The 24789-nt window shown below is 73.3% G+C and carries 22 protein-coding genes; 16 read left to right on the top strand and 6 right to left on the bottom strand.

Going from position 1 to position 24789, the window contains the following annotated elements; translation table 11 throughout:
* From EAD96_RS05500 to EAD96_RS05485, 4 genes are all read left to right on the top strand, one after another.
* The coding region (locus EAD96_RS05500; RefSeq protein ID WP_121683502.1) for an ABC transporter ATP-binding protein at positions 1-820 on the top strand (820 nt) is incomplete at its 5' end.
* Positions 817-1821, top strand: a complete 1005-nt coding sequence (locus EAD96_RS05495) for an ABC transporter permease (RefSeq protein WP_073828805.1) — start codon at positions 817-819, stop codon at positions 1819-1821. The genes EAD96_RS05500 and EAD96_RS05495, both read left to right, overlap by 4 nt.
* Positions 1822-1834: 13 nt before the next feature.
* Positions 1835-2821, top strand: coding sequence for an ABC transporter permease (locus EAD96_RS05490; RefSeq protein WP_120573221.1), 987 nt, complete (start codon positions 1835-1837; stop codon positions 2819-2821).
* 107 nt (positions 2822-2928) lie between these two features.
* Complete coding sequence (locus EAD96_RS05485; protein WP_120573222.1) at positions 2929-4674, top strand: ABC transporter substrate-binding protein; 1746 nt, start codon at positions 2929-2931, stop codon at positions 4672-4674.
* A 46-nt stretch (positions 4675-4720) separates the two neighbouring features.
* Here the strand turns inward: EAD96_RS05485 and EAD96_RS05480 are convergent, their stop codons facing one another.
* A complete protein-coding gene (locus EAD96_RS05480; protein WP_121683500.1) occupies positions 4721-6868 on the bottom strand; it encodes a prolyl oligopeptidase family serine peptidase in 2148 nt (715 codons plus the stop codon).
* A gap of 85 nt (positions 6869-6953) precedes the next feature.
* Between EAD96_RS05480 and mshB the strand changes: the two genes are divergently transcribed.
* The 3 genes from mshB to EAD96_RS05465 all read left to right on the top strand — a co-directional run bounded on the left by mshB (position 6954) and on the right by EAD96_RS05465 (position 8919).
* Complete coding sequence (gene mshB, locus EAD96_RS05475; RefSeq protein ID WP_199733075.1) at positions 6954-7877, top strand: N-acetyl-1-D-myo-inositol-2-amino-2-deoxy-alpha-D-glucopyranoside deacetylase; 924 nt, start codon at positions 6954-6956, stop codon at positions 7875-7877.
* Positions 7874-8368 (top strand): hypothetical protein, encoded by a 495-nt coding sequence (locus EAD96_RS05470; protein WP_121683498.1) that lies wholly within the window; start codon positions 7874-7876, stop codon positions 8366-8368. Before mshB ends, EAD96_RS05470 begins: the two co-directional genes overlap by 4 nt.
* Before the next feature lie 86 nt (positions 8369-8454).
* Positions 8455-8919 carry a hypothetical protein gene (locus EAD96_RS05465; protein WP_120573226.1) on the top strand — a complete coding sequence of 155 codons (465 nt, stop codon included), beginning with the start codon at positions 8455-8457 and terminating at the stop codon, positions 8917-8919.
* A 12-nt stretch (positions 8920-8931) separates the two neighbouring features.
* Here EAD96_RS05465 and EAD96_RS05460 read toward each other — a convergent pair whose 3' ends face one another.
* The gene (locus EAD96_RS05460) at positions 8932-9918 is read right to left on the bottom strand and encodes a GNAT family N-acetyltransferase (protein ID WP_121683497.1); all 987 of its coding nucleotides are present in this window, start codon (positions 9916-9918) and stop codon (positions 8932-8934) included.
* A 79-nt stretch (positions 9919-9997) separates the two neighbouring features.
* On the opposite strand from EAD96_RS05460, the gene fdxA reads away from it, so the two are divergent.
* From fdxA to EAD96_RS05435, 5 genes are read left to right on the top strand one after another with little or no spacing between them, the layout of a single operon-like run.
* Entirely contained in the window at positions 9998-10324 is a 327-nt protein-coding gene (fdxA, locus tag EAD96_RS05455) for a ferredoxin (protein WP_007464872.1), read from the top strand.
* Complete coding sequence (gene dapC, locus EAD96_RS05450; protein WP_121683501.1) at positions 10321-11430, top strand: succinyldiaminopimelate transaminase; 1110 nt, start codon at positions 10321-10323, stop codon at positions 11428-11430. Before fdxA ends, dapC begins: the two co-directional genes overlap by 4 nt.
* A gap of 1 nt (position 11431) precedes the next feature.
* Positions 11432-12448 carry a prephenate dehydrogenase/arogenate dehydrogenase family protein gene (locus tag EAD96_RS05445; protein ID WP_121683496.1) on the top strand — a complete coding sequence of 339 codons (1017 nt, stop codon included), beginning with the start codon at positions 11432-11434 and terminating at the stop codon, positions 12446-12448.
* A 5-nt stretch (positions 12449-12453) separates the two neighbouring features.
* Entirely contained in the window at positions 12454-13092 is a 639-nt protein-coding gene (locus EAD96_RS05440; protein ID WP_121683495.1) for an SIMPL domain-containing protein, read from the top strand.
* Positions 13092-13739, top strand: coding sequence for a nucleoside/nucleotide kinase family protein (locus EAD96_RS05435; protein WP_121683494.1), 648 nt, complete (start codon positions 13092-13094; stop codon positions 13737-13739). Before EAD96_RS05440 ends, EAD96_RS05435 begins: the two co-directional genes overlap by 1 nt.
* 13 nt (positions 13740-13752) lie before the next feature.
* Here the strand turns inward: EAD96_RS05435 and EAD96_RS05430 are convergent, their stop codons facing one another.
* Together EAD96_RS05430 and EAD96_RS05425 are read right to left on the bottom strand one after the other, a co-directional pair.
* Positions 13753-16338, bottom strand: a complete 2586-nt coding sequence (locus EAD96_RS05430) for a hypothetical protein (protein ID WP_121683493.1) — start codon at positions 16336-16338, stop codon at positions 13753-13755.
* Positions 16339-16421: 83 nt separating this feature from the next.
* Positions 16422-16988 (bottom strand): sugar O-acetyltransferase, encoded by a 567-nt coding sequence (locus tag EAD96_RS05425; RefSeq protein ID WP_121683492.1) that lies wholly within the window; start codon positions 16986-16988, stop codon positions 16422-16424.
* Between the two features lie 140 nt (positions 16989-17128).
* On the opposite strand from EAD96_RS05425, the gene EAD96_RS05420 reads away from it, so the two are divergent.
* Positions 17129-20479 (top strand): S8 family serine peptidase, encoded by a 3351-nt coding sequence (locus EAD96_RS05420; RefSeq protein WP_121683491.1) that lies wholly within the window; start codon positions 17129-17131, stop codon positions 20477-20479.
* A 57-nt stretch (positions 20480-20536) separates the two neighbouring features.
* Here EAD96_RS05420 and dapD read toward each other — a convergent pair whose 3' ends face one another.
* Positions 20537-21496: a 2,3,4,5-tetrahydropyridine-2,6-dicarboxylate N-succinyltransferase gene (gene dapD, locus EAD96_RS05415; RefSeq protein WP_120573234.1), complete on the bottom strand. Its 960-nt coding sequence runs from the start codon at positions 21494-21496 to the stop codon at positions 20537-20539.
* A 103-nt stretch (positions 21497-21599) separates the two neighbouring features.
* Between dapD and dapE the strand changes: the two genes are divergently transcribed.
* Positions 21600-22673, top strand: coding sequence for a succinyl-diaminopimelate desuccinylase (gene dapE / locus EAD96_RS05410; RefSeq protein WP_121683490.1), 1074 nt, complete (start codon positions 21600-21602; stop codon positions 22671-22673).
* 48 nt (positions 22674-22721) lie between these two features.
* Here the strand turns inward: dapE and EAD96_RS31140 are convergent, their stop codons facing one another.
* Positions 22722-22883 (bottom strand): hypothetical protein, encoded by a 162-nt coding sequence (locus EAD96_RS31140; RefSeq protein WP_162959305.1) that lies wholly within the window; start codon positions 22881-22883, stop codon positions 22722-22724.
* Positions 22884-23038: 155 nt separating this feature from the next.
* On the opposite strand from EAD96_RS31140, the gene EAD96_RS05405 reads away from it, so the two are divergent.
* Together EAD96_RS05405 and EAD96_RS05400 are read left to right on the top strand one after the other, a co-directional pair.
* Positions 23039-23920 (top strand): TIGR00730 family Rossman fold protein, encoded by an 882-nt coding sequence (locus EAD96_RS05405; RefSeq protein WP_120573236.1) that lies wholly within the window; start codon positions 23039-23041, stop codon positions 23918-23920.
* Positions 23921-23923: 3 nt separating this feature from the next.
* Positions 23924-24469, top strand: a complete 546-nt coding sequence (locus tag EAD96_RS05400; protein WP_120573237.1) for a TIGR00730 family Rossman fold protein — start codon at positions 23924-23926, stop codon at positions 24467-24469.
* Positions 24470-24789: the final 320 nt, after the last annotated feature.

Genomic DNA, 24789 nt, shown 5'->3' with positions numbered 1-24789 from the left:
ACCCACCGCCGGGTCGATCGAGTTCGCGGGGCGGGACATCACCCATGGTGGGCGTCGTGAGTTGCGGGCGCTGCGGCAGGACCTGCAGATCATCTTCCAGGACCCGTACGCGTCGTTGAACCCCCGCCACACGGTCGGGCGGATCGTGGCGATGCCGTTGCAGGTCAACCGGATCACCCCGCCGGGCGGGGTGAAGAAACGGGTGCAGGAACTCCTCGAACTCGTCGGGTTGAACCCGGAGCACTACAACAGGTATCCGCACGAGTTCTCCGGCGGGCAACGCCAGCGCATCGGCATCGCCCGCGCCCTCGCGCTGAAACCGAAACTCATCGTCGCCGACGAACCGGTCTCGGCGCTGGACGTGTCGATCCAGGCGCAGGTCATCAACCTGCTGCGCGACCTGCAACGCGACCTCGACCTGGCGTTCGTGTTCATCGCCCACGACCTGGCCGTGGTGCGGCACTTCTGCCACCGCGTGGCCGTCATGTACCTGGGCAAGATCGTCGAGATCGGTGACCGCGACACCATCTACACCCGCCCGCAGCACCCGTACACCCGGGCGCTGCTGTCCGCGATCCCTGACGTCACCGCGCTCGGACCCGCCGGACGCATCCGCCTCACCGGCGACGTGCCCACCCCACTCAACCCACCGTCGGGCTGCCGCTTCCGCACCCGCTGCTGGAAAGCCACCGACCACTGCGCCACCGAGGAACCGGCGCTGGTCACGCGGGACGGCGGCGGGCAGCTCACCGCCTGCCACTACCCGGAGAGCGGACCGGTCGGCGTGCCGACCGGCGAACCCGTGGAGGTGTCGAAATGAGCCTGTCGCCGGTCGAGGGTGTCGCGCTCGCCGAGATCGAGTCCCCCGGGCAGGAGCCGGACGAGAAGAAGCGGCTCGTCGGCCGCTCACCCGGCCAGCTCGTCTGGGCCCGGCTGCGGCGCGACCGCACCGCCATGGTCAGCGGCATCGTGCTGGCCCTGTTCATCCTGGTGGCGGTGGCCGCGCCGCTGATCCAGCGGCTCTACGGCGTGTCGCCGAACCAGCAGTTCGGTGAGCTGCTGGACGCCACCGGCATGCCGCTGGGCTACGTGGGCGGCGTCAGCGGCGACCACTGGTTCGGGCTGGAACCGGGCCTGGGCCGGGACATCTTCATCCGGATGATCTACGGCATCCGGACGTCGCTGCTGATCGCGCTCGGCGCCGCGCTCGTCACCACGACGATCGGCGTGGTGCTCGGGATCGTCGCCGGCTTCCTGGGCGGGGTGGTCGACTCGGTGATCAGCTGGATCACCGACGTCGCGCTGGCGTTGCCGTTCCTCATCTTCGCGCTGGCCGTGGTGCCGACGTTCTCGCTGCGCTTCTACGGCCCCCGGGACGCGGTGCCGACGTGGTTCGCGGTGACCACGCTGATCGTGGTCTTCGCCGCGTTCGGCTGGACCGGCACGGCCCGGCTCGTCCGCGGGCAGGTGGTCTCGCTGCGCGAGCGGGAGTTCGTGGAGGCGGCGCGGGCCAGCGGCGCCGGGCTCGGGCACATGCTGTTCCGGCAGTTGCTGCCGAACATCTGGGCCCCGATCCTGGTGGCGTTCTCGCTCGCCGTGCCGTCGTACGTCACGGGGGAGGCGGCGCTGTCCTTCCTCGGCGTCGGCCTGCCCGAGTCGGTGCCGAGCTTCGGCCGGATGATCTACCGGAGCATCGACTACCTGCAGACCGACCCGGCGTACGTCTTCTTCCCCGGCATCACCATCTTCGCGCTCGTGCTGGCGTTCAACCTCTTCGGCGACGCGCTGCGCGACGCGCTCGACCCGAAGTCGTCACGGTAAGGGGTTCGACGACATGGTGCGGTTCCTGCTGAAGCGGCTGCTGCTCGCCGTCTCGGTGCTGCTGGCGGTGAGCATCGTCAGCTTCCTCATGTTCTTCGCGCTGCCCCGCGACCCGGTGACCGGCATGTGCCCGAAGAACTGCAACGCCGAGCGGCTGGAGCGGGTGCGTACGGAGCTGGGGCTCAACGACCCGAAGCCGACGCAGTACGTCAACTACATGAAGGGCATCTTCGTCGGCCGCGACCTGGGCAGCGCGCAGGGCGGCAAGTGCGAGGCACCCTGTCTCGGCTACTCCTACGTGAACAGCGAGTCGGTGACCGACACGTTCGCCCGGGTGCTGCCGGTGACGCTGAACATCGTGCTTCCGGCGGCGGTGCTCTGGCTGGCGCTCGGGGTGGGACTCGGGATGATCTCCGCACTACGGCGGGGGTCGCTGCTCGACCGCATCTCGATCGGGTTGACGCTCACGTTCGCGTCGCTGCAGCTCTACTTCGTCGGCGCCGTGCTGCTGCTGATCTTCGTGTACACGCTGAAGATCCTGCCGACACCCCGGTACGTGCCGTTCCTGGAGAACCCGGTGGAGTGGGCGCGCGGCCTGGTGCTGGCGTGGGTGACGCTCGCGTTGCTCTTCTCCGCGATCTACGCCCGGCTGTCCCGGGCGCAGATGCTGGAGACGCTCTCCGAGGACTTCGTCCGGACCGCGCGGGCCAAGGGCGTGGCGAAACGCAAGGTGTACGGACGGCACGCGCTGCGCGCGGCGATCACGCCGATCGTGACGATCGCCGGTATCGACGTCGGCGCGGCGCTGGGCGGCACTGTCATCACCGAGACGACGTTCGGCATTCAGGGGCTGGGGCGTACGGCGGTGGAGGCGGTGCGCCAGGGCGACCTGCCGACCATCATGGCCACGGTCCTGGTGTCGGCGTTGTTCGTGGTGGTGGCGAACATCATCGTCGATCTGCTCTACGCGTTCATCGATCCCCGGGTGCGTCTCGGCTGACCTCGGCGTCGCCGGTGGTCGATCGTTGTGCCCCCGTTATCTGCTCGAAATTTACCGCGAGTGAAAGCTAGGCGAAGCTTTCCTTCATCGGACCCGAGGAGTTGAGTATGCGAGCAAGACTCGCCACCGCCATGGGCGGCGCGATGGCACTGGTGGTCGCCCTCAGTGCGTGCAGCAAGAACACCGGCGACAGCGGCGACAGCGTGGACACGAACAAGCCCCGCAGCGGCGCCATCGCGACCGACCCGAAGGACTCGCTCGGCCCCGCGGCCGAGGTGCCGGGCGCGGCCAAGGGCGGGACCTTCTACATCCTGCGGGAGAGCAAGATCTCCCACCTGGACCCGCAGCGGGTCTACTCGTTCGCCGGCCTGATGGGCAGCCAGCTCTACGCCCGCTTCCTCACCACCTTCAAGGACGACGGCAAGGGCAACGTCACCCTGGTCGGCGACCTGGCCGAGACGCCCGGCAAGAACGTGAACAACGACTGCAAGGTCTGGGAGTTCACGATCAAGGAGGGCGTCAAGTTCGAGGACGGCCGCCCGATCACCTCCAAGGAGATCGCGTACGGCATCGCCCGCTCGTTCGACCCGGACCTGACCGGCGGCCCCACCTACCTGCAGGAGTGGCTGGCCGACACCCCGCAGTACGACACCAAGTGGGACTTCAAGAAGAACAAGACCTCGCTGCCTCCGGGCCTGACCACGCCGGACCCGCGCACGCTGCGCTTCGAGTTCAACAAGCCCCGCTGCGACCTGCCGTTCGCGGTGTCGCTCCCGGCCACCGCGCCGCTGCCGCCGGACAAGGACACCGGCGTCAACCTGGACAACATGCCGTTCTCGTCCGGGCCGTACCGGTTCACCAAGATCCAGCCCGGTGTGGAGATGGTGCTGGAGCGCAACCCGAACTGGGACCCGGCCACCGACGCCGTGCGGCACGCGTACCCGGACAAGTTCGTCTGGACCCTCGGCGCGGACCAGAACACCCAGACCAACCGGGTCCTCGCCGGCACCGGCAACGACGCGGCGGCGGTGGCCAGCGGCGGCGTGCCGTCCGAACTGCTCGCGAAGATCACCGGTGACCCGGCGCTGAAGGCGCGGATGATCGTCGCCGCGACGCCGAACGTGTTCCGGCTGAGCATCAACACCGCCCGCGTCACCGACCTGTCCGTGCGGCAGGCGATCAACTACGCGATCGACCGCAGCAGCATCACCAAGAACCTCGGCGGCCCGTACGGCGCCATGCCGCTGACCACGCTGCTGCCCCCGACCACGCTCGGGTACAAGAAGTTCGACGCGTACCCGGCCGGTGAGAGCGGCGACCCGGCGAAGGCGAAGGAGGCGCTGGGCGGCAAGTCGGTCAACCTGGTGCTCGGCACCGGGGACGAGACCTGGCAGCAGGAGACCGCCACCCAGGTCAAGAACGCGCTGGAGAAGGCCGGCTTCACGGTCACGGTCAAGCCGATCCCCGCCGACGGCTACCTCGACTTCGTGAAGAAGAAGGACAACCCGTGGGACATCTGGGTCGACTCGTGGGCGGCCGACTGGCCCAGCGGCGCCTCCGTCCTGCCGGTGCTCTTCGACGGTCGCGGCCTCAAGGCCGAGGGCAACAGCAACACCTCCCAGCTCAACAGCGAGGCGATCAACGCCGAGTTCGACCGGGTGCTCGCCCTCGACCCGGCCAAGCAGGCCGACGAGTGGAGCAAGCTGGACGAGAAGCTGATGAAGGAGTCGGCGCCCGCGGTGCCGCTCTACAACGAGGTGGTCTCCGTGGCCCACGGTGAGAAGGCCGGCGGCCTCTTCATCGGCAGCATCTTCGGCTGGCCCAGCTTCGTGAACGCGTACGTCAAGCAGTAGCCACACCTGTGGTTGACGGAAGGGCCCCTCGTCGAGGGGCCCTTCCTCACAGGTAGCGGCGCAGGAAGTCCAGCTCCAGCCGGAGCAGGCGCTCCGACACCCCGCCGGCGGCCAGGTGACTCGCGCCGGTCAGCGGCAGCACCGCGTGCGGGCGGCCGGTCGCCAGCAGCGCCGCCGACAGCCGCAGCGTGTGCGCGGCGAGCACGTTGTCGTCGGCCAGGCCGTGCACCAGCAGCATCGGCCGGGCCTGCGCCGGGTCGCCGAGCGGCTCGGCCGCCAGCTCGACCAGCGAGTGGTGGGCGTAGACGTCCATCCCGTCGTCCGGCATGCCGAGGTAGCGCTCGCTGTACGCGGTGTCGTACAGCGCCCAGTCGGTGACCGGCGCGCCCACGATCGCGCACTTGAACAGCTCCGGGTGGCGCAGCACCGCCAGCCCGGCCAGCCAGCCGCCGAACGACCAGCCGCGCACCGCCACCCGCTCCAGATCCAGATCCGGGTGCTTGTCGGCGAGCGCCGTGAGCGCGTCCACCTGGTCGGTCAGGATCACGTCCGCGACCCGGCGGTGGATCGCCTTCTCGAACGACGGCGCGATGCCCGGGGTGCCCCGGTTGTCGATGGTGACCACCGCGAAGCCCTGCTCGGCCCACCACTGCCGTTCCAGCCAGACGCTGCGGGCCGCCACCACCTCCTGGTGGCCGGGCCCGCCGTAGATGTCCAGCAGCACCGGCAGCCGGGTGCCCTTGACGTGCTCGGCCGGGTAGAGCACCGCGCTGGGCAGCCGCCGGTCGGTCACCCGGACCATCGTCGGCCGCGGCGCGTACGAGCAGGTGGCGGCGAACGAGCGCAGCTCACCCACCTCGCGGTCGCCGTGCCACACCCGCCAGCGGACCCCGGCGTGCTCCAGCGACGCGATGCCGACCGCCAGTGTGGACCCGCCGATCGAGGCCGTGTGCCAGCCCGGGTCGCTGCCCATCCGGCGGGCGTCCATGCCGCCGCCGATGGTGGTCCGCACCCGGTAGAGGTGCCGCTGGCTCGGCTCGCCCTCGCTCGCCTCCACCAGCAGGTCCGCCGCCGCGTTCGGGCCGTTCGGCAGCCGCCCGACCACCCGCCGCACGTACAGCGAGGGTGGGGTGAGCAGCGTGCCGTCGGCGAACAGGCAGCGCGCGTCGTACCCGTCGTGGGCCAGCTCGCCACCGACCAGCACCCGCCCGTCGGGCAGGTGCGCCGGGGTGCCGGGGATCGGCTCCACCCAGCGCGGATCGGCCAGCTCGGCGTGCACCTGCGTCTCCCCGGTGCGCGGGTCCACCGCGAGTACCAGGCCGTGCTGCTGCGAGCGGCGCAGCACTGTGATCAGCGGGCCGCCCTCGGTCCAGTCCACCGAACTCAGGTACGGATAGGTCTCCCGGTCCCAGTGCACGTCGACCCAGCCGCCGTCGAGGTCGAGCAGGTGCAGGCTGACCTCCGCGTTCGGCCCGCCCGCCACGGGGTACGCGAGCGATGTCGGCGGGCTCGCCGGGTCGGCCGGGTCGTGCAGGTACCAGCGTTCCAGGCGGGACTCGTCGACCCGGGCGGCCAGCACGCTACGGCCGTCCGGCGCCCACCAGTAGCCCCGGTAGCGGTGGAACTCCTCGGCCGCGATGTGCTCGGCCAGCCCCCAGGTGACGCCGCTGTCCTCGCCGGCGAGCAGGTTGTCCGTACCGTCCGGCTCCACCACCCGCAACTGGCCCCGGCGCACCCCCTCGGCGGCGTCGGTGACGTACGCCAGCCGCTCACCGGCCGGGTCGGGCCGCGGGTCGATGACCGGCCCGACGGCCGCCACCTCGACCACGTCGCCGTGCACCAGGTCGGCCCGGAACAGCCGCCCGGCCAGCGCGAACGCGGCGACCCGGCCGGCCGAGTCCAGCGCGTACGAGCCGATGCCGCCGGAGCTGAGCCGCAGCCGCTCGCGCAGCGCCCGCTCACCGGGAGCGAGACGGGCCGGCTCGGCGTCGGTGCCCCCCAGCAGCACCGCCGGGTCCGCGACCAGTCGTTCCTCGCCGCTGTCGACGTCGAGCAGCCAGAGCGCGTCGGCCGGGTCCTCCGGTCCCGCGGAACGCAGGAAGATCACCCGGGCACCGTCGCCCGCGACGGCGACGGCGCGCGGCGCCCCGTGGCTGAACCGACGGGTACGGGCGGCCAGCTCGGGAAAGTCCACGCCTGCAGAGTAGGCGGGCGCCGGGGGTGATGTGGCCGACCTGCGCGGACGCATCACCGTCGAGCGGGCAGGACCGCCGGTTAGAGTGACGGGCGTGACGACCCTGCCCGACCGACGCCTCCTGCTGGTCCACGCGCATCCCGACGACGAGTCGATCGGCACCGGCGCGACGATGGCGCACTACGCCGCCACCGGCGCCCACGTCACGCTCGTGACCTGCACGCTGGGCGAGGAGGGCGAGATCCACGTCCCGGCCCTGGCCCAGCTCTGCGCGGCCGAGGCGGACCAGCTCGGCGGCTACCGGATCGGCGAGCTGGCCGCGGCGTGCGCCGCGCTCGGCGTCACCGACCACCGGTTCCTCGGCGGCGCGGGCCGCTACCGGGACTCCGGGATGATGGGCCTGACCACCAACGAGCACCCGCGGGCGTTCTGGCAGGCCGACCTGGACGTCGCCGCCGGTTACCTGGTGGAGGTCATCCGCGAGGTCCGCCCGCAGGTGCTCGTCACGTACGACCCGGACGGCTTCTACGGCCACCCCGACCACATCCAGGCGCACCGGGTGGCGATGCGGGCGGTGGAGCTGGCCGCGGCCGAGGGGATCGCCCCGGCGAAGGTCTACTGGACGGCCATGCCGCGCAGCGTGCTCGACGCGGGCCTGGAGACGTTCACCGAGTCCTCGGACAACCCCTTCGCCGGCATCGAGAGCGCCGACGAGCTGCCGTTCGGCACGCCGGACGCGGAGATCGCCGCCCGGATCGACGGCACCGACCAGCACGCCGCCAAGGAGGCGGCGATGCGCGCCCACGCCACCCAGATCCCGGCCAACTCCTGGCTCTACTCGATCGCCGGCAACTTCGGTGGCGAGTTCATGGGCGTGGAGTACTTCACGCTCGCGGTCGGCGAGAAGGGCCCGGGCGCCGGCCCGTACGGCTGGGAGGACGACCTCTTCGCCGGGATCGCCCTGGACGGCACGCAGCGGTCCCCGGTCGCGGCGGCCGGTCTCCGGTGACGCTGCCGGCCGTACCCGTGTCGACCCTTCCCGAGCAGCCGCCGACGCCCGCGACGCCGAGCCCGGCGGAGCGGGTGCTCGACCGCGCGCTGCGGGTGGCCGGCGGCGTCGTCACGGTCTGGGCCGGCGTCCTGCTGGCGCTGCTCGACCTGATCTTCGCGACCTGGGCCTGGGAGACGGTGCAGGGCCGCTCCGGCGGGCTGCGGGCCCTTCTCGGGGTCGGCCTGGTGGCCGCCGGCGTCGTCGCCGTGGTGGCCACGACGGTGCTGCTGGGCCGGTTCGCCCACCGGTCGACGGGTACGCGCTGGGCGGTGGCGCTCGGCGCGCTGCCGTGGTTCCTGGTGATCGTGGTGGGGGGTTTCCGGACCGTCGAGGGCGACCTGGCGCTCGCCGGTGACAACGTGCTCGGCCTCGCGTTGATCGTGGCCGGCGCGGTCACGTTCGCGGTACTGGGCTTCCGGCACCTGGTGACACCACCGGACGCACGGTGAGGTGCTGACGCCGCACAGCTCGCGGTGGTAGACATTCCTGCCAAGAGGCCCGCCGAGGGAGCGGGCGGTACGGCGGGAGGCGTGCGATGACTCAGCGGTGGCGTGCGGTAGGCGTGCTGGCGGCCGCGTTGTTCGGCGTGAACGTGGTGGCCCGGCTGGTCATCAGATTCGCGTTCCCGGACGACGACACCGCCTCCGGCCGCGTCTCGCTCGCCATGTTCCTGGTCATCGGGCTGATCCTGGCCGGCACCGCGTTCCGGTGGGGCGCCGACCGGCCGCTGGGCCGCTGGGCCGGCGACCTGGCCGCCGCCGTCGCGGTCGCGCTGGCGCTCACCGTGTTCGTCGGCCCGCTGCTGGTCGGGGAGAACCCGTTCGGCGGCGGTGCGGGCCTCTTCTTCGCCCAGATCTGGCTCTATCTCGCGGCCACCGCGGCGGGCGTGCTGGTCGGCTACCTGATCCTGACCGCGCTGGGCCGGGACTACCGGTCCCGCCAGCTCAAGCGGTACGCCGAGATGAAGCGCACCCGCCCTCGCAGGATCGTCCGGCGCTGACCGGAGCGCCGCTCAGCCCGCCGGGGCGACCCGGGTCAGGTAGGTGTGGTGGGTGGTGAAGCCGAGCCCCCGGTAGAGCGCCACGGCGCCGGTGTTGCTCTGTTCCACCTGGAGGAACGCGTGGGAGGCGCCCTCGGCGGCGCCCCAGCCGGCCAGCGCGCGTACGACAGCGGCGGCGAGCCCTCGGCGGCGTGCCTGCGGCACCGTCTCCAGCAGGCTGACGCCGAGCCAGCGACCCCCGCCGGTCACGGTGCCCCGCCCGACCGCGAGCAGCCGGCCGTCTTCGCGCAGCTCGGCGAAGCGGACCCGGGGCGTCCCGGTGAGCACCTGCCGGGCGGCGTCCGGCAGCCCGCCCTTGCGGCCGGCGGCGATCGCCAGCCAGTCGTCGGCGGGCGCGTCCGCGAGCCCCACCGGCGGCACGTCGGCGGCCGGCGGCGCGGTGGCCGACAGGGGTGCGGCCGGCGACGCCGTCAGGGTGCGCAGCGGGACGGTCTGCACCAGCACCGGGGGCCGGGACGTCCAGCCGCGCGCGTCCAGCTCCGCGCCGACCGGCGCGGCCAGCGGCAGCGGGGTGTTCACCAGCGCGGGCCCGCCGCGCTCGGCGTACCAGCGCTGCACCGCGTCCAGCGCGGCGGGCAGCGGGCGGTCCGGGTCGCCCACCGGCAGCGCGCTGTTCGCCCGCCCGGTCCAGCCGTCGGCCCAGCGCAGCCGCCAGTCGCCGAGCCGTCCGCGTACCGGTGCGGGCCACGCCTCGTCGGCGGCCAGCTCCAGCGCGACCACGGCGGCGGCGGTGGGCCGGCGGGCCGGCGGCACCCGCTTGGCCCGGTGCACCTCGGCCACCGGTACGCGCAGCGGCCCGGCGTCGGTGGAGAGCGTGATGTGGGTCTCGCTCAGCTCCACGAGCTCGCCGAGCGCGTCGGAGAACAGCGTGCGGCCCTCGCGAATCCCCACAATCCGGCGGACCACGATCCGGTGTCCCACGTCCTGCTGTCGGAGCACGATCGACCCCCTCCCCGGCGAGATACTAGGCTCTTACCGTTGCGGTTGATCGCGACGAGTCTTGCGGAGGAGAAGACCGGTGACCTACATCATCGCCGAGCCGTGCGTGGATGTGCTCGACAAGGCATGCATCGAGGAGTGCCCGGTCGACTGCATCTACGAGGGCAACCGGATGCTCTACATCCACCCCGACGAGTGCGTCGACTGTGGTGCCTGTGAGCCGGTCTGCCCGGTGGAAGCGATCTTCTACGAGGACGACGTCCCGGAGCAGTGGAAGGACTACACCGGGGCCAACTACGAGTTCTTCGAGGACCTGGGCTCGCCCGGTGGCGCCTCGAAGATCGGCAAGGTGGAGAAGGACGCCACCTTCGTCGCCGCGCAGCCGCCGCGCGGCGAGGGCCACTGAACCGGCGTACGCCGGTCTCGGCACGGCTGCCCGACTTCACCTGGGACACCCTGGACGCCGCGGCCGCCACGGCCGCGGCGCACCCGGACGGTCTCATCAACCTGTCGATGGGCACGCCGGTCGACCCGGTGCCAGACCTGATCCGGCAGGCCCTGGCCGATGCGTCCGACGCGCCGGGCTACCCGCTCACCGCCGGTACTCCGGCCCTGCGGAACGCGATCGCGGCCTGGGTCGCGCGGGCCTGCGGCGCGGGCGTCGACGGCCTGGGCGTGCTGCCGACGATCGGCTCCAAGGAGCTGGTGGCCTGGCTGCCGACGCTGCTCGGGCTCGGCCCCGGTGACGTGGTCGTGGTGCCGTCGGTCGCCTACCCGACGTACGAGGACGGGGCCCGCCTCGCCGGTGCGACGACGGTACGCACCGACTCGCTGACCGCGCTGGGCCCGGATCCCCGGGTCCGCCTGGTCTGGGTCAACTCGCCGGGCAACCCGACCGGCCGCGTGCTGCCCGCCGCCCACCTGCGCAAGGTGGTCGAGTGGGCGCGCGAGCGCGGAGCGGTGGTCGCCAGCGACGAGTGCTACCTGCCACTGGGCTGGGACGCCGAGCCCGTCTCGGTGCTTTCGCCGCAGGTGTGCGGCGGCTCGTACGACGGCGTGCTGGCGGTGCACTCGCTGTCCAAGCGCTCCAACCTGGCCGGCTACCGGGCCGGGTTCGTCGCCGGTGACCCGGCGCTGGTGGCCGAGCTGCTCAAGATCCGCAAGCACGCGGGCATGATCGTGCCGGCCCCGGTGCAGGCCGCCATGGTGGCCGCGCTCGGCGACCAGGAGCACGCCGACGCCCAGCGGGAGCGCTACCGCGTCCGGCGGGAGAAGCTGCGCGCGGCGTTCACCGGCGCCGGCTTCACAGTCGAGCACTCGGAGGCCGGGCTCTACCTGTGGCTCACCCGGGACGAGGACTGCTGGGAGACGGTGGACCGGCTCGCCCGCCGGGGCATCCTGGTGGCCGCCGGTGTCTTCTACGGCCCGGCCGGCGCCCGGCACGTCCGGGTGGCGCTCACCGAGTCCGACGAGCACGTGGACGCGGTGGCCGGGCGGCTCGCCGGGTTCTGACGTGGCGGGCGGGCTGGCGCGGGCGGCGGTGGTCGGCACCGGACTGATCGGCGGTTCGGTGCTGCTGCGGCTGCGCGACGCCGGGCTCGACGTCGCCGGCTGGGATCCGGATCCGGCCGCCCGCCGGCAGGTACGCGACCGGGGCGTCGACGCGCCCGACACGGTCGAGGAGGCGGTCACCGGGCGGGACGTGGTGTTCCTGTGCGGCCCGCTGCCCACGCTGCCGACGACGCTGGCCCGGGTCGCCGCCGTGACCGACGACGGCTGCGTGCTCACCGACGTGGGCAGCGTCAAGGCCGAGGTGAGCACCGCGGCCACCGTCCAGGGGCTCGGGCACCGCTTCGTGCCGGGCCATCCGATGGCTGGTGCGGACCGGGCCGGAGCGGGCGCGGCCAGCCCGGATCTGCTCGACGGCGCCGCCTGGGTGCTCTGCCCGGGGCCGACCGGCCTGGATGCGTTCCGGCGGCTGGCGGTGCTGCTGGTGGACGTCTTCCACGCCCGGGTGGTGCCCATGTCCGCCCCGGAGCACGACGGCGCCGCCGCGCTCGCCTCGCACGTACCGCACGTGCTGGCCGGCGCGCTGGCCGGCACCGTGCACCGGTCGGCGCTGCGGGACGCGGTGCTGACGCTCGCCGCCGGTAGCTTCTCCGACGGCACCCGGGTCGCCGGCGGGCCGCCCGAGCGGACCGCGAACATGCTGCTCGGCAACCGGGACCGTGTGCTCGCCGAGCTGGACGCGCTCGGCGCGTTCCTGGACGAGCTGACCGAGGCGCTGCGCGGTGGCGACGCCGGCGCGCTGGCCGACCGGTTCGCCGAGGGACGGGACGTCCGCTCCACGCTGCGGGCCCGTACGTTCACCGCGCACCGGCGGGAGTTCCCGGCCGCCGCCGACCACGCGGGCGAGCTGGCGTACCTGCGGGAGCTGGGCGCGGCGGGCGGCCACCTGAGCGAGGTCCGGGAGGCGGCCGGCGCGGTCAGCTACATGGGGCACCTGCCGGCCACACCGCCGTTAGGCTGAGCGGCATGGCGGACGCACCGGTCGTGGCGGTACGCGGTGAGGCGTACCGGGAGGTGGCTCCCGAGCTGGCCCGGTTCACCGTGACGGCGACGGCGCGGGACCGGGACCGGGAGACCACGCTGACCCGGCTGGCCGAACGGGCCGCCGCGGTGCGGGCGCTGCTCGACGCGGCCGAGCCGGCGGTGGAGCGCCGGGAGACCGGCCAGGTCCACGTGTGGCCGGTGACGAAGCGCTCCGGCGACCGGGTGGTGGCCTACCAGGGCAGCGTGAGCACCACCGTGACGACCACCGACTTCACGGTGCTCGGTGACCTGATGCTCCGCCTGGCCGACCAGGAGCAGGTCGGGGTGGCCGGGCCGGTGTGGTCGCTGCGGCCGGACAGTCCGGCCTACCGCGAGGCGCGGCAGGCGGCGATCGCCGACGCGCTGGTCCGGGCCCGGGAGTACGCCGAGGCGCTCGGCGCCCGGGTGATCGCGTTGCGGGAGCTGTCCGACACCGGGATGAGCGCCGGCCCGCCGATGATGGTCAAGGCGGCGTACGCGCGCTCCGGCGAGCAACCGGAGCTGGAGCTGGACCCGGCCCCGCAGCCGGTGCACGCGGCGGTCGAGGCGCGGTTCACCATCAGCGAGCCGGTGCTGGGCTGATGCCGGCGGCGGAGACGCTCCCGCTCGGCGAGCTGGTCGCCCGGGCCCGCGCGCTGGCCGAGGACGGTCCGCGCCAGCTGCTCGGCATCGCCGGGGCGCCCGGGGCGGGCAAGTCCACGCTGGCGGAACGGATCGTGGCCGCGCTCGGCCCGGTCGCCCGGCTGGTCCCGATGGACGGCTTCCACCTGGCCGGGTCGGCGCTGGCGCGGCTCGGCCGGGCCGACCGCAAGGGCGCACCGGACACGTTCGACGTCAACGGCTTCGTCTCCACGCTGCGCCGGTTGCGCCGGCTGGAACCGACGTCGGTGTGGGTGCCGGAGTTCCGCCGCGACCTGGAGGAACCGGTCGCCGCGGCGATCGAGGTGCCGCCCGAGGTGCGCCTGGTGGTCACCGAGGGCAACTACCTGCTGCTGCGGGACGACCCGTGGGAGGAGGTGCGCACGCTCGTACACCAGATCTGGTTCCTCGACCTGGACGCGGAGCTGCGGCTGCGCCGGCTCACCGCGCGGCACGAGGCGTACGGGAAGTCGCCGGAGCAGGCCCGCGCCTGGGCGTTGGGCAGCGACGAGGAGAACGCGCGGCGGGTCGCCGGCACGGCCGGGCACGCCGACCTGGTGGTACGCCTGGCCGACCCGCCGCAGGCGTGACGCCGGGGCCGGGTCAGCCGGTCCGCTGCCGGGGTGACGGCACGGTACGGCGCAGCAGCCGGGCCACCACCGCCCGCTCCCGGGTGAACTCCACCGCCTCCGGGTAGCCGCTGTGGCTGCGGATGGGCGGGTCGGCCACCTCGCCGCCGGACGGGTGCAGCGCCTCCGGGTCGGCCACCGGCACGTCCCGCTGACCGGCGCTGACCTGCCAGCCCAGCGGGTCGGTGTCCCGCCAGAAGTTCGTCCAGGCCACGTGTCCGCCGGGCCAGGTGAGCGCGCCGGCCAGGGCCCGCAGCCGTTCCGGCCCGAAGTAGGACGGGAAGATCCGCCCGTAGAGCCGGGTGAGCTGGCAGCCGTAGGAGAAGAACCAGGTCCGCAGCCGCCACCGGCGGGGCAGTTGCAGCAGCACCGCGGCGCAGATGACGGTGCCCTGGCTGTGCCCGGAGAGGATGACGCCGTCCATCCGGTCGCCGTGGTGCGGCGGCAGCGCCAGCAGCCCCGCCACCCGGGTCTGGAGTTCCGGTACGGCGCGTTCGGCGTAGCTGGGCGGCGCGAGCGGATGCGCGGCCCGGGGCCAGAACGTGCACACGTCCCAGATCACGCCGACCGAGCGGCGGACCGAGTCGGTCCGGTAGACGAGCAGCCCGAGCGCCGCCATCACCACCGGCAGCCAGCCGAGGACCGTGTCGCCGCGCTCGGCGGTCCAGTGGATGGCGGTCTGCCAGCCGGACGGGGACAGCGGGCTGGGCCGTTCGCCGGACAGCGCGGCGGCGCAGCAGAGGGTGACCAGGATCGCGCAGAACGCGGCGTAGCAGCCCAGCAGCCGTACTGCGTGTTCGCCGACCAGCCGGTGCAGCGCCCGGTAGGTGCTGACGTCGCGGCAGCGCCGCAGGTCGTGCGCGGACAGGCCGGGTGTGTCGGCCAGCCGGGCGTACTCGACCCGGCGCAGGCGGTGCAGCAGGACGACGGCCCGGATCAGCAGCCCGATCAGCGCGGCCAGGCCGATCGCGCAGGCCAGCCCGGCCCAGAAGACGGCCAGCGGCGGCACGACGCGGCTCGGGCCGCTCGGTTCGGCGGACGCGTCGAGCCGGTCGCTGACCCAGTAGAGCAGCCCGGCGCAGTAGGCCACCGCCATCATCCAGCCGAACCCGGCGATGACCGCCGGGGCGCAGCCCCGCCAGGCCAGATCGGTGTACGCGCCGAGCGGCTGGGTCGGCACCGCCGGCCGCAGGCGGGGCAGGAACAGTCCGGCGGTGGCCAGCGCGACGGCCGGGCCGACGAGCATCCAGGTATGCAGTTCGTCCGGCGCGGCGGGCAGCGCGGGCAGGCCGCGTTCGATCCAGGCCGCACCGAGCGGCAGCAGCAGCATCCCGGCGCCGGGTCCGGCCAGCGCCCGGCGGCCGGAGCGGTTCGCCGCGGCGATGGCGAGCAGCAACAGCACCTGGTACGCGATGAGCCAGGCGATCGCGGTGTCGTACCCGGGCAGGGACCGGTAGGCGTGACAGCCGGCGGTGTCCGGCTGCGTGGCGCACCCGTCCGGCGGCCGGTACGTCGACAGCGGCTGCCCGGCCGCCCCGTCGGGGAGCAGCAGCAGGACGAACGAGCCGATCAGTCCGAGCGCGGTGAGCGTCGCGACCGCCGCGCTCCACCGGCCGAGCGGGGTGGCGCCCTGGCGCCGGCTCAACCACGGCCGGGCGACCGCCACCACGGCGATCACCACCACGGCGGCGAGCAGCGCCACGGTGGGCCAGGCGACGGCGGCCCGCACACCGCGCGGCGGGTCCATGATCAGCACCGCGACGACCGGTACGGCGGCGGCGCTGACCGCCCCGGTGCACAGGTGCAGCACGGCGGCCCGGCGCAGTTGCCCCTCCCCGTTCCAGAACGTCGGGTCCTGGAGCGGGTTCTGCGGGGGCTCACGCGGGTCCGGTCGCTCGACCGGCTCCCCGCCCTCCCGGGCCGGTGCGTGGTGGTGCGGGTCGGCGGGCATCTGCGCCTCGTACTGGTAGGTGCGGAAGGCGACGAGCCCGATCGCGGCCAGCACGAGCAGTGGCAGCAGCAGCCCGAGCGCGAGTGCCCGGGTGTCCGCGCGCCACCAGGAGTCGCCGAGGAACTCCCACGGGCCGGGGAGCCGGCCGAGGCAGTCCGCCTCCACGCACTGCCAGCCGATCAGATCCACTCCGACGCCGGTCAGGGTGAGAACGAGCGTGCAGGTCAGGCTCAGGCAGAACAGGCGGATGAGCCAGGCGGTGATGCCGGACCGGCTGGCCCAGCGTTCCTGGTCCGGGTCGGGCGGGATGCCGGCGCGGGCGTGCAGCGCGACGTTCGCCAGCGCGAAAGGGAGCATCAGCGTCCACAGCGCCCGTTCCACGTCCCGCCGGGTCCGCGCGCCGGAGGTCAACTGCCCCCAGCTGTACGCCTCGACCGTGATCGGGTCGTCCCGGCCCGCGGTGCTCGACCGGTAGAAGCCGGTCACCTGACCACCGGCGACCAGCGTTGGTTGCGCACCGTCACCGATGACGCCGGCGGTCAGGCCGAGTAGCTGATCCGGCGGGGTGTTGGAGACCCCGTGCACCCGCAGTTCGAGGACCCGTTCCATCGTGCCTCCCGGTAAACGCCCTACTACCCAGAGTGCGCGACGGGTCGGGAATTCGCATCCGCTGGAACGGTTGTTCCCGCAGCTCAGGACGGTTGAGTGAGGCTCCTGATCGGGCGAGCGGGGTTACCCACCGCCACCACGTTGGCCGGCAGGTCACGCGTGACCACCGCACCGGCGCCGACCACCGTGTTCTCGCCGATGGTCACGCCGGCCAGCACGATCACGCCCCCGCCGAGCCAGACGTTGTCACTGATGGTGATCGGCTGGGCCGACTCCCACTTCGCTCGGCGCGCCTCCGGCTCCACCGGGTGGGTGGCGGTGAGCAGCTGCACGTTCGGTCCGATCTGGACGTCCGCGCCGATGGTGATGCGGGCGACGTCGAGGAAGACCGCGTTGAAGTTGACGAAGGTGCGCGGGCCGATGTGCGTCCGGTGTCCGTAGTCGCAGTACAGCGGCGGCCGGACCCAGGCGTCCTCGCCGAGTGAGCCGAGCAGTTCGCGCAGGGCGGCGAGGCGGCCCGGCGGGTCGTCGGCGGAGCTGCGGTTGAAGCGTTCGCCGAGCCGGGCCGCGCGCTCCAGGTCGGCGATGATCGCGGGGTCGTCGGCGATGTACTGCTCGCCGGCCAGCATCCGGTCCTTCATGGAGGTCATCGCTCGATCGTCCCGGCCGGGCCGGGAACGGGGTGGTGGTTCCGTCGGATCGGCGACTTCCCGTTGCATACCCGGTATGCAATTCTTATACCCGCGTCGATGTGTCTCTCATCGATGAAACGTCCGACGAAGGAGGAAGGTTGCTCCGGAACCGCAGAAAGCTGACGGCGCTCGGCCTCGGCCTGGCGCTGGCGCTCGGCCTGCCGGTGCCCGCGCTGGCCGCCGCGCCCACGGCGCCGACCGGCCCGTCCGCCCGTACCGGGCCGTCCGCCCAGCCCGGCGCCCACCCGGTCACCGTCACCCTGATCACCGGCGACCGGGTCAGCGTCGCCCCCGGCGGCCGTGCCGCGGTACGCCCCGGCGCTGGCCGCGCCGGCATCCAGTTCGTGGTCGGGCGGGAGCGCGACCGGCTCACCGTGCTGCCACAGGACGCGCTCCCGCTGATCCGCGCGGGCAAGCTCGACCGGCGGCTGTTCGACGTGACCGGACTGATCGAGGCCGGCTACGACGACGCGCGCCGCGGCACCGTACCGCTGCTCGTGTCGTACCGGCCGGGGGTGGCCCGGCGGACGGCGGCCCCGCTCGCCGGCGCCCGGGTGATCCGCGACCTGCCGGCGATCGACGGCGCGGCCGTCGTCGCCGACAAGGGCGACACCGCCGCGCTCTGGAAGGCGGTGAGCGCGGACCGCTCCGGCGCCCGGCTCGACGCGGCGGGGGGTGTCGACCGGATCTGGCTCGACGGCCGGCGGCGGGTGACGCTCGACCACAGCGTGCCGCAGATCGGCGCGCCGACCGCCTGGGCGGCCGGCTGGACCGGGAAGGGCGTGCGGGTGGCGGTGCTCGACACCGGCGTCGACCTCACCCACCCGGACCTGGCCGGCAAGGTCGCCGAGTCGCGCAACTTCACCGAGGAGGCGGACCCGGACGACATCGTCGGGCACGGCACGCACGTGGCCTCCACCATCGCCGGCAGCGGCGCCGCCTCGGGCGGGAAGTACCGGGGCGTGGCGCCGGACGCCACGCTGCTGTCCGGGAAGGTCTGCGAGGTCTACGGCTGCACCGAGTCGGCCATCCTGGCCGGCATGCAGTGGGCCGCGGCCGAGCAGCACGCCACGGTGGTCAACATGAGCCTCAGCGGCGGCGACTCGCCGGAGGTGGACCCGCTGGAGGAGGCGGTCGGGACGCTCACCGAGCAGCACGGGACGCTCTTCGTGATCGCGGCCGGCAACGACGGCGCCGACGGCTCGGTCGGCTCGCCGGCCACCGCCGACGCCGCGCTCGCGGTCGGCGCGGTGGACCGGGACGACGCGCTCGCCGACTTCTCCAGCCGCGGTCCCCGGGTCGGTGACGGGGCGATCAAGCCCGACATCACCGCGCCCGGCGTGGAGATCGTGGCCGCACGGGCCGCGAACGGCCAGATCGGCGACCCGGTGGGGGACCGGTACGCCTCGCTGTCCGGCACGTCGATGGCCACCCCGCACGTGGCCGGCGCGGTCGCGCTGCTCGCCCAGCAGCACCCCGGCTGGACGCCCGGCCGCTACAAGGCGACGCTGATGGCCTCGGCGAAGCCGCACCCGGAGCAGACCGCGTTCCAGCAGGGCGCGGGCCGGGTCGACCTCGCCCGTGCGATCACCCAGCAGGTGACGAGCGAACCGGCGTCCGTCTCGTTCGGCGTGGCGACCTGGCCGCACACCGACGACCAGCCGATCAGCCGGAACGTCACCTACCGCAACGGCGGGAACGCCCCGCTCACGCTGGATCTCAGCACCGAGTTCACCGGGCCGGGCGGGCGGGCCGCACCGGCCGGCATGCTCACGCTCAGCACCTCCCGGCTCACCGTCCCCGCGGGCGGCACCGCCCAGGTGACGGTCGTGGTGGACACCCGGCTCGGCGGCGCCGACGGCTACTGGACGGGCCGCCTGCTCGCCCGCACCGGCGACGCCGTGGCGGTGACCCCGCTCGCGGTCGACCGCGAGGTGGAGAGCTACGACCTGACCGTCACGCACCGCGACCGCTCCGGCGCCCTGACCGACGGCTACTACACGAGCCTGCTCGGGCTCGACGACGGCAGCTACCGCGACGTGTACGACGCCGACGGCGAGGCCCGGCTCCGGGTGCCCAAGGGCCGGTACGGCGTGCAGAGCCTGATCATCGTGGACGGCGACCAGGGCTGGTCGGAGGTCTCCTTCCTCGCCCAGCCGGAACTGGTGGTGACCGGGAACCAGCGGCTCGTGCTGGACGCCCGGCGGGCGAAGCCGGTGCGCACCACGGTGCCGCAGCGCGGCGCGGCGCCGCTGCTGATCGACTTCACAGCGGCCTGGGGATTCGACGACTACTACGCCAGCTTCGGGCTCTGGACCGACAAGTTCGAGGGCCTCTACTCGGCCCAGGTCGGCCGTAGCGTCTCCGACAAGGTGTTCGTCGGCTCGCTCGCCAGCCAGTGGGCCGAGCCGACCGCGCCCGAGCGCAGCCCGTACTTCTACGGACTGAACGAGCTGTTCCCGGGCCGCTTCCCGACCGGCTTCGTCCGGCACTACCGGAACGCCGACCTGGCCACCGTCGCCAACCGGTTCGCCGCCGGATACACCGGGATGGACAACGAACTGGTCGTGTACCCGGAGCCCGACTACAACATGGGCGGCTCGGCGGTCATCCTGCCCGTCCAGGTGCCCGGCAAGCGGATCGACCACCTCAGCACCAACCGGACCCGCTGGAGCGCCGAACTGGCCTTCGGTGAGCGAGACGAGGACGGCTGGTTGCAGCCGCGGGCCGTGCTGGAGTCCGGGCCGACCCGTTACCGGGCCGGTCACACCTACCGCGACGAGTGGAACAAGGCCCCGTTCGGCCCGTCGTTCCCGCAGCCGCGGTGGCCGGAGCAGGGCATCACCCGTACCGGCGACACGCTCGTGGTCTCGCTGCCGGTGCACAGCGACGCGGCCGGGCATCCGGGCGGTTCGTTGAACGACACCGAGCAGACGCGGCTCTACCGCAACGGCAAGCTGCTCGCCGAGTCGCCCTACCCGGGGTACGGCGAGTTCACGCTGCCGCCGGGAACGGCGAACTACCGGTTGGAGACCAGTGCGACGCGCGGCTTCACCGACCTGAGCACCGAGGTCTCGGCGAGCTGGACGTTCCGATCCAAGTGGGTTCCGGGTGACGTGCCGGCCCGGCTCCCCGCCATGGCGGTCCGGTTCACCCCGCCGCTGGCGGTGGACAGCTCCGCCCCGGCGGGCCGGACGTTCACCGTGCCGGTGACGGTGCAGCGCCAGCCCGGCGCGCCGTCCGGCCGGGTCGTGGCGCTCACCGTCGACGTCTCGTACGACGGCGGGAAGACCTGGCGCAAGGCGGCGCTGAAGAAGCAGGGCGGGGCGTGGACGGCCACCGTCCGGCACCCGGCCGGGCCGGGGTACGCGTCACTGCGGGCCACCGCCCGTGACGACGCCGGCAACACCGTGACCCAGCGGATCATCCAGGCGTACCGCCTGCGGTGAGCCGGCCGTCCGGGTCCGCGTGGCGGTCGCCGTCGCGGACCCGGACGGGGGTACGGCTCAGTCGTTGGCGTGCAGCGCGGCGTTGAGCGTGATGCCCTGGCCGGTGCGGGGCTTCGCCTCCAGCGCGCCGGTCACCGAGTTGCGCCAGAACAGCAGCCCGTCGACGCCGGACAGCTCGCGGGCCTTGACCACCCGGCCGTCCGGCAGCGTGACCTTGGAACCGGCGGTGACGTAGCAGCCGGCCTCCACCACGCAGTCGTCGCCGAGCGAGATGCCGATGCCCGCGTTCGCGCCGACCAGGCTGCGCTCGCCGATGCGCACCTTGTCGGTGCCGCCGCCGGAGAGCGTGCCCATGATCGAGGCGCCCGCGCCGACGTCGGAGCCGTCGCCGACCACCACGCCCTGCACGATGCGGCCCTCGACCATCGAGGTGCCCAACGTGCCGGCGTTGAAGTTGCAGAAGCCCTCGTGCATCACGGTGGTGCCGGCGGCCAGGTGCGCGCCGAGCCGGACCCGGTCCGCGTCGGCGATCCGCACCCCGGACGGCACCACGTAGTCGGTCATCCGGGGGAACTTGTCCACCCCGTAGACGGCCAGGTGGCGGCCGGCCGCCCGCTCGATGACGCGCAGCTCGTCCACCCGCTCCGGCGGGCACGGCCCGGCCGACGTCCAGGCCACGTTCGCCAGCTTGCCGAAGATGCCGTCGAGGTTCAGCTCGTTGGGCCGCACCAGGCGGTGGGAGAGCAGGTGCAACCGCAGGTACGCGTCGGCGGCGTCCTTGATCGGGTCGTCCAGCGAGCCGATCACAGTGGTCACCTCGACCGTGCGCAACCCGGGCAGCGCCCGCTCGCCGATCGCGCCCGGAGGCAGGTCGAGCACGTCGGCGCGGTCCTCGCCGGGCACCAGCGGCAGCTCGCCCAGACCCAGCTTGCCGGTCGGGTACCAGGTGTCGAGCACCTGGTCCTGTGCGGTGACGGTGGCCAGGCCGATGCCCCAGGCGGATGGTGCGGACGTCACTGTGTCACCTCTCTGCTCCGGCGGCGGCGTCCGCCGCTGCTCGCGGCCGGGGGCGCGGCACGTGTCCCTCGCGCCCACCGAGGATGACGGTACCGTGCGAGACATGCAGAACCCGTTGACCCCCGAGGTCCTGGCCGATCCGGTGGCGCTCACCCGCGCCCTGGTCGACATCGAGTCGGTGTCCCTCAACGAGAAGGCGATCGCCGACTGCGTCGAGGAGGTGCTGCGCGGTGTGCCGCACCTGACCACCTACCGGCACTCGAACACCGTCATGGCCCGTACCGACCTGGGCCGGGCGCAGCGCGTGGTGCTCGCCGGCCACCTGGACACCGTCCCGCTCAACGGCAACTTCCCCTCGACCATGCGCGGCGACCTGATGTACGGCTGCGGCACCTCCGACATGAAGTCCGGGGTCGCGTTCGCGCTGCACCTGGCGGTGACGCTGCCCGACCCGCGCTACGACGTCACGTACTTCTTCTACGAGGCCGAGGAGATCGAGTCGAAGTACAACGGCCTCACCCTCGTCGCGCAGAGCCACCCCGAGTGGCTGGAGGCCGACTTCGCGGTGCTGCTGGAGCCGACGTACGGGATCGTCGAGGCGGGGTGCCAGGGCACCATGCGGGCGGTGGTCACCACGCACGGGGAGCGGGCCCACGCGGCGCGTTCCTGGCACGGGGTGAACGCCATCCACGGCGCGAGCGAGGTGCTGCGGCGGCTGACCGCGTACGAGGCCCGCCGGGTGACGATCGAGGGCTGCGACTACCGCGAGGGCCTCAACGCGGTGCGGATCACCGGCGGGGTGGCCGGCAACGTCATCCCGGACCGCTGCGAGATCGAGATCAACTACCGGTACGCCCCGGACCGCGACCCGGCGGGCGCCGAGGCGCACCTGCGCGAGGTCTTCGCCGGCTTCGACCTGGAGGTCACCGACGCGGCGGCCGGTGCGCCGCCCGGACTGGAGAGCCCGGCGGCGCAGGAGTTCCTGGCGGCGGTCGGCGCCGCGCCGATCGGCAAGCTGGGCTGGACGGACGTGGCGCGGTTCGCCGCCATGGGCATCCCGGCGCTGAACTTCGGCCCCGGCGACCCGAACCTGGCGCACCACAAGGACGAGCACGTCGAACTGACCAAGATCCGGGACGGCGCGGCGACGCTGCACCGCTGGCTGGCCCCGGCCTGACGCGCTGCGATCACGGGGCCCGCGCCCGCCTCGCGGGCCCCGTGATCGTCAGACGGTCGTCGTCAGGGGTGCTTCCGCCTCGCCGGTCTCGCCGGTCAGGTCGGACCGGTGGCTCTCCATCATCCGGGCGCGGCGGCGCTCGGCCACCACGTCACGGATCCGCCGCTGCATCTGACGGCGGATCCGGATCATCTCGCTGTTACTGATCAACGCTGGCTCCTCCCCCGAAGGCGCGTCGCCCGGGGTATACCGGGTATGTGAATAGTAAGACGTACGTGCGACCGAATTAGTTGCCCGGATCCCAAAGATTTCTCCGGCTCCCGGGCCTGCGCGCCGGGCCGGAGCCGCTCTACTACGGTGACCCCATGGGCGAGAGCAGGGGAATGTCGGCCGGGGACGGCCAGCGGGAGGAGCGGAACCGGGGAGAACGGCACCGCGGCGCGGTGACTCTGCGCAACCGGGCGATTCCGACGAGTACGGCTGATCAGCGGCTGCTCGACTCCCGGGGCCGCAGCGACTGGAAGACCAAGGACGCCTGGCGCGCGCTGCGGATCCTCTCCGAGTTCGTCGAGGGGTTCGACACCCTCGCCGACCTGCCCCCGGCGGTGAGCGTCTTCGGCTCCGCCCGCAGCAAGCCGGACAGCCCGGAGTGCCGGATGGCCGAGGAACTGGGCGGCGCACTCGCCCGGGCCGGGTACGCGGTGATCACCGGCGGCGGTCCCGGCGTGATGGAGGCCGCCAACCGGGGCGCCGGTGAGGCCGGCGGCCTCTCCGTCGGGCTCGGCATCGAGCTGCCGTTCGAGCAGGGCCTCAACGACTGGGTCGACCTGGCCATCGACTTCCGCTACTTCTTCGCCCGCAAGACGATGTTCGTCAAGTACGCCCAGGCGTTCGTGGTGCTGCCCGGCGGCTTCGGCACCCTGGACGAGCTGTTCGAGGCGCTCACGCTGGTGCAGACCGGCAAGGTGACCCGCTTCCCGGTCGTGCTCATGGGCACCGACTACTGGCGCGGGCTGCTCGACTGGCTGCGCGGCACCATGGCCGCCGAGGGCAAGATCGGCCCGTCCGACCTCGACCTGATCCGCCTCACCGACGACGTCAACGAGGCGGTCCGGCACATCGTGGAGGCCGAGGCGGTGCTCTCCGCCGAGCAGGAGGCGGTCCGCGAGGAGGCGGTCGCCCGGGTGGCCGCCGACCAGCGCGCCGCCGCCGAGGCCGCCCCCGAGGGCCCGGCGGGACGGAGCTGACCCGTGGCCAACGTCTGTGTCTTCTGCGCGTCCTCCCGTACCCTCGACGCCCGCTGGCTGGCGCTCGCCACCGAGACCGGTGAGGAACTGGCCCGGCGCGGCCACACGCTGGTCAGCGGCGGCGGCTGCGTCGGGATGATGGGCGCCGTGGTGCAGGGCGCGCGGGCGGCCGGCGGTCGCACCGTCGGCGTCATCCCGCAGTCCCTGGTCGACCTGGAGGTCGCCGACCTGGACTCCGACGAGCTGCTGGTCACCGACAGCCTGGCCAGCCGCAAGACGCTGATGGACGAGAAGTCCGACGCGTTCGTCGCGCTGCCCGGTGGCCTCGGCACGCTCGACGAGCTGTTCGAGGTCTGGACCACCGCCACCCTGGCCCTGCACGCCAAGCCGATGGTGATCGTCGACGTGGACGGCTTCTACCGGCCGCTGCTCGACTGGATCCGCGGGCTCGGCGAGCAGCGGTTCCTCAAGCCGGCCGCGCTGGACCTGCTGATGGTCGCCGACAGCGTCCCCGCCGCCCTGGACCTGATCGACACCCGCCTGACCTGACCCCGCACGCCCGGTCGGCCGCCCGTGCGTGATCGACACCAGTACGGGGAGCTGGTGGTGTCGGGGCCGGTGTGATGTGGCCGTTTCCCCGTGGTGGTGTTGATCTAGGAGTTTGATGCCGCCACCTCGCCGAAGTGGCGTGGACGCCGGGGGCCGGACGTGAGGGCGTAGCCCGGCAACGGTGCACGCCGCATGCGGGTGAGCTGGTGACGGGCGGGACGGCGGCCGGTTTCCGGGTGTCGTACCGGCGTGGTGGGATGTCGGTGATGCAGGCGTACCGGTTGGTGCGCCGGCCCGGCGGCGCACCAACCGGTACCTGT

It is taken from the genome of Micromonospora sp. BL1 (assembly GCF_003667485.1).
GTDB lineage: Bacteria > Actinomycetota > Actinomycetes > Mycobacteriales > Micromonosporaceae > Micromonospora > Micromonospora tulbaghiae.
The sequence above is the reverse complement of the archived record's forward strand: the minus strand, read 5'-3'. Positions and strand labels throughout refer to the sequence as shown.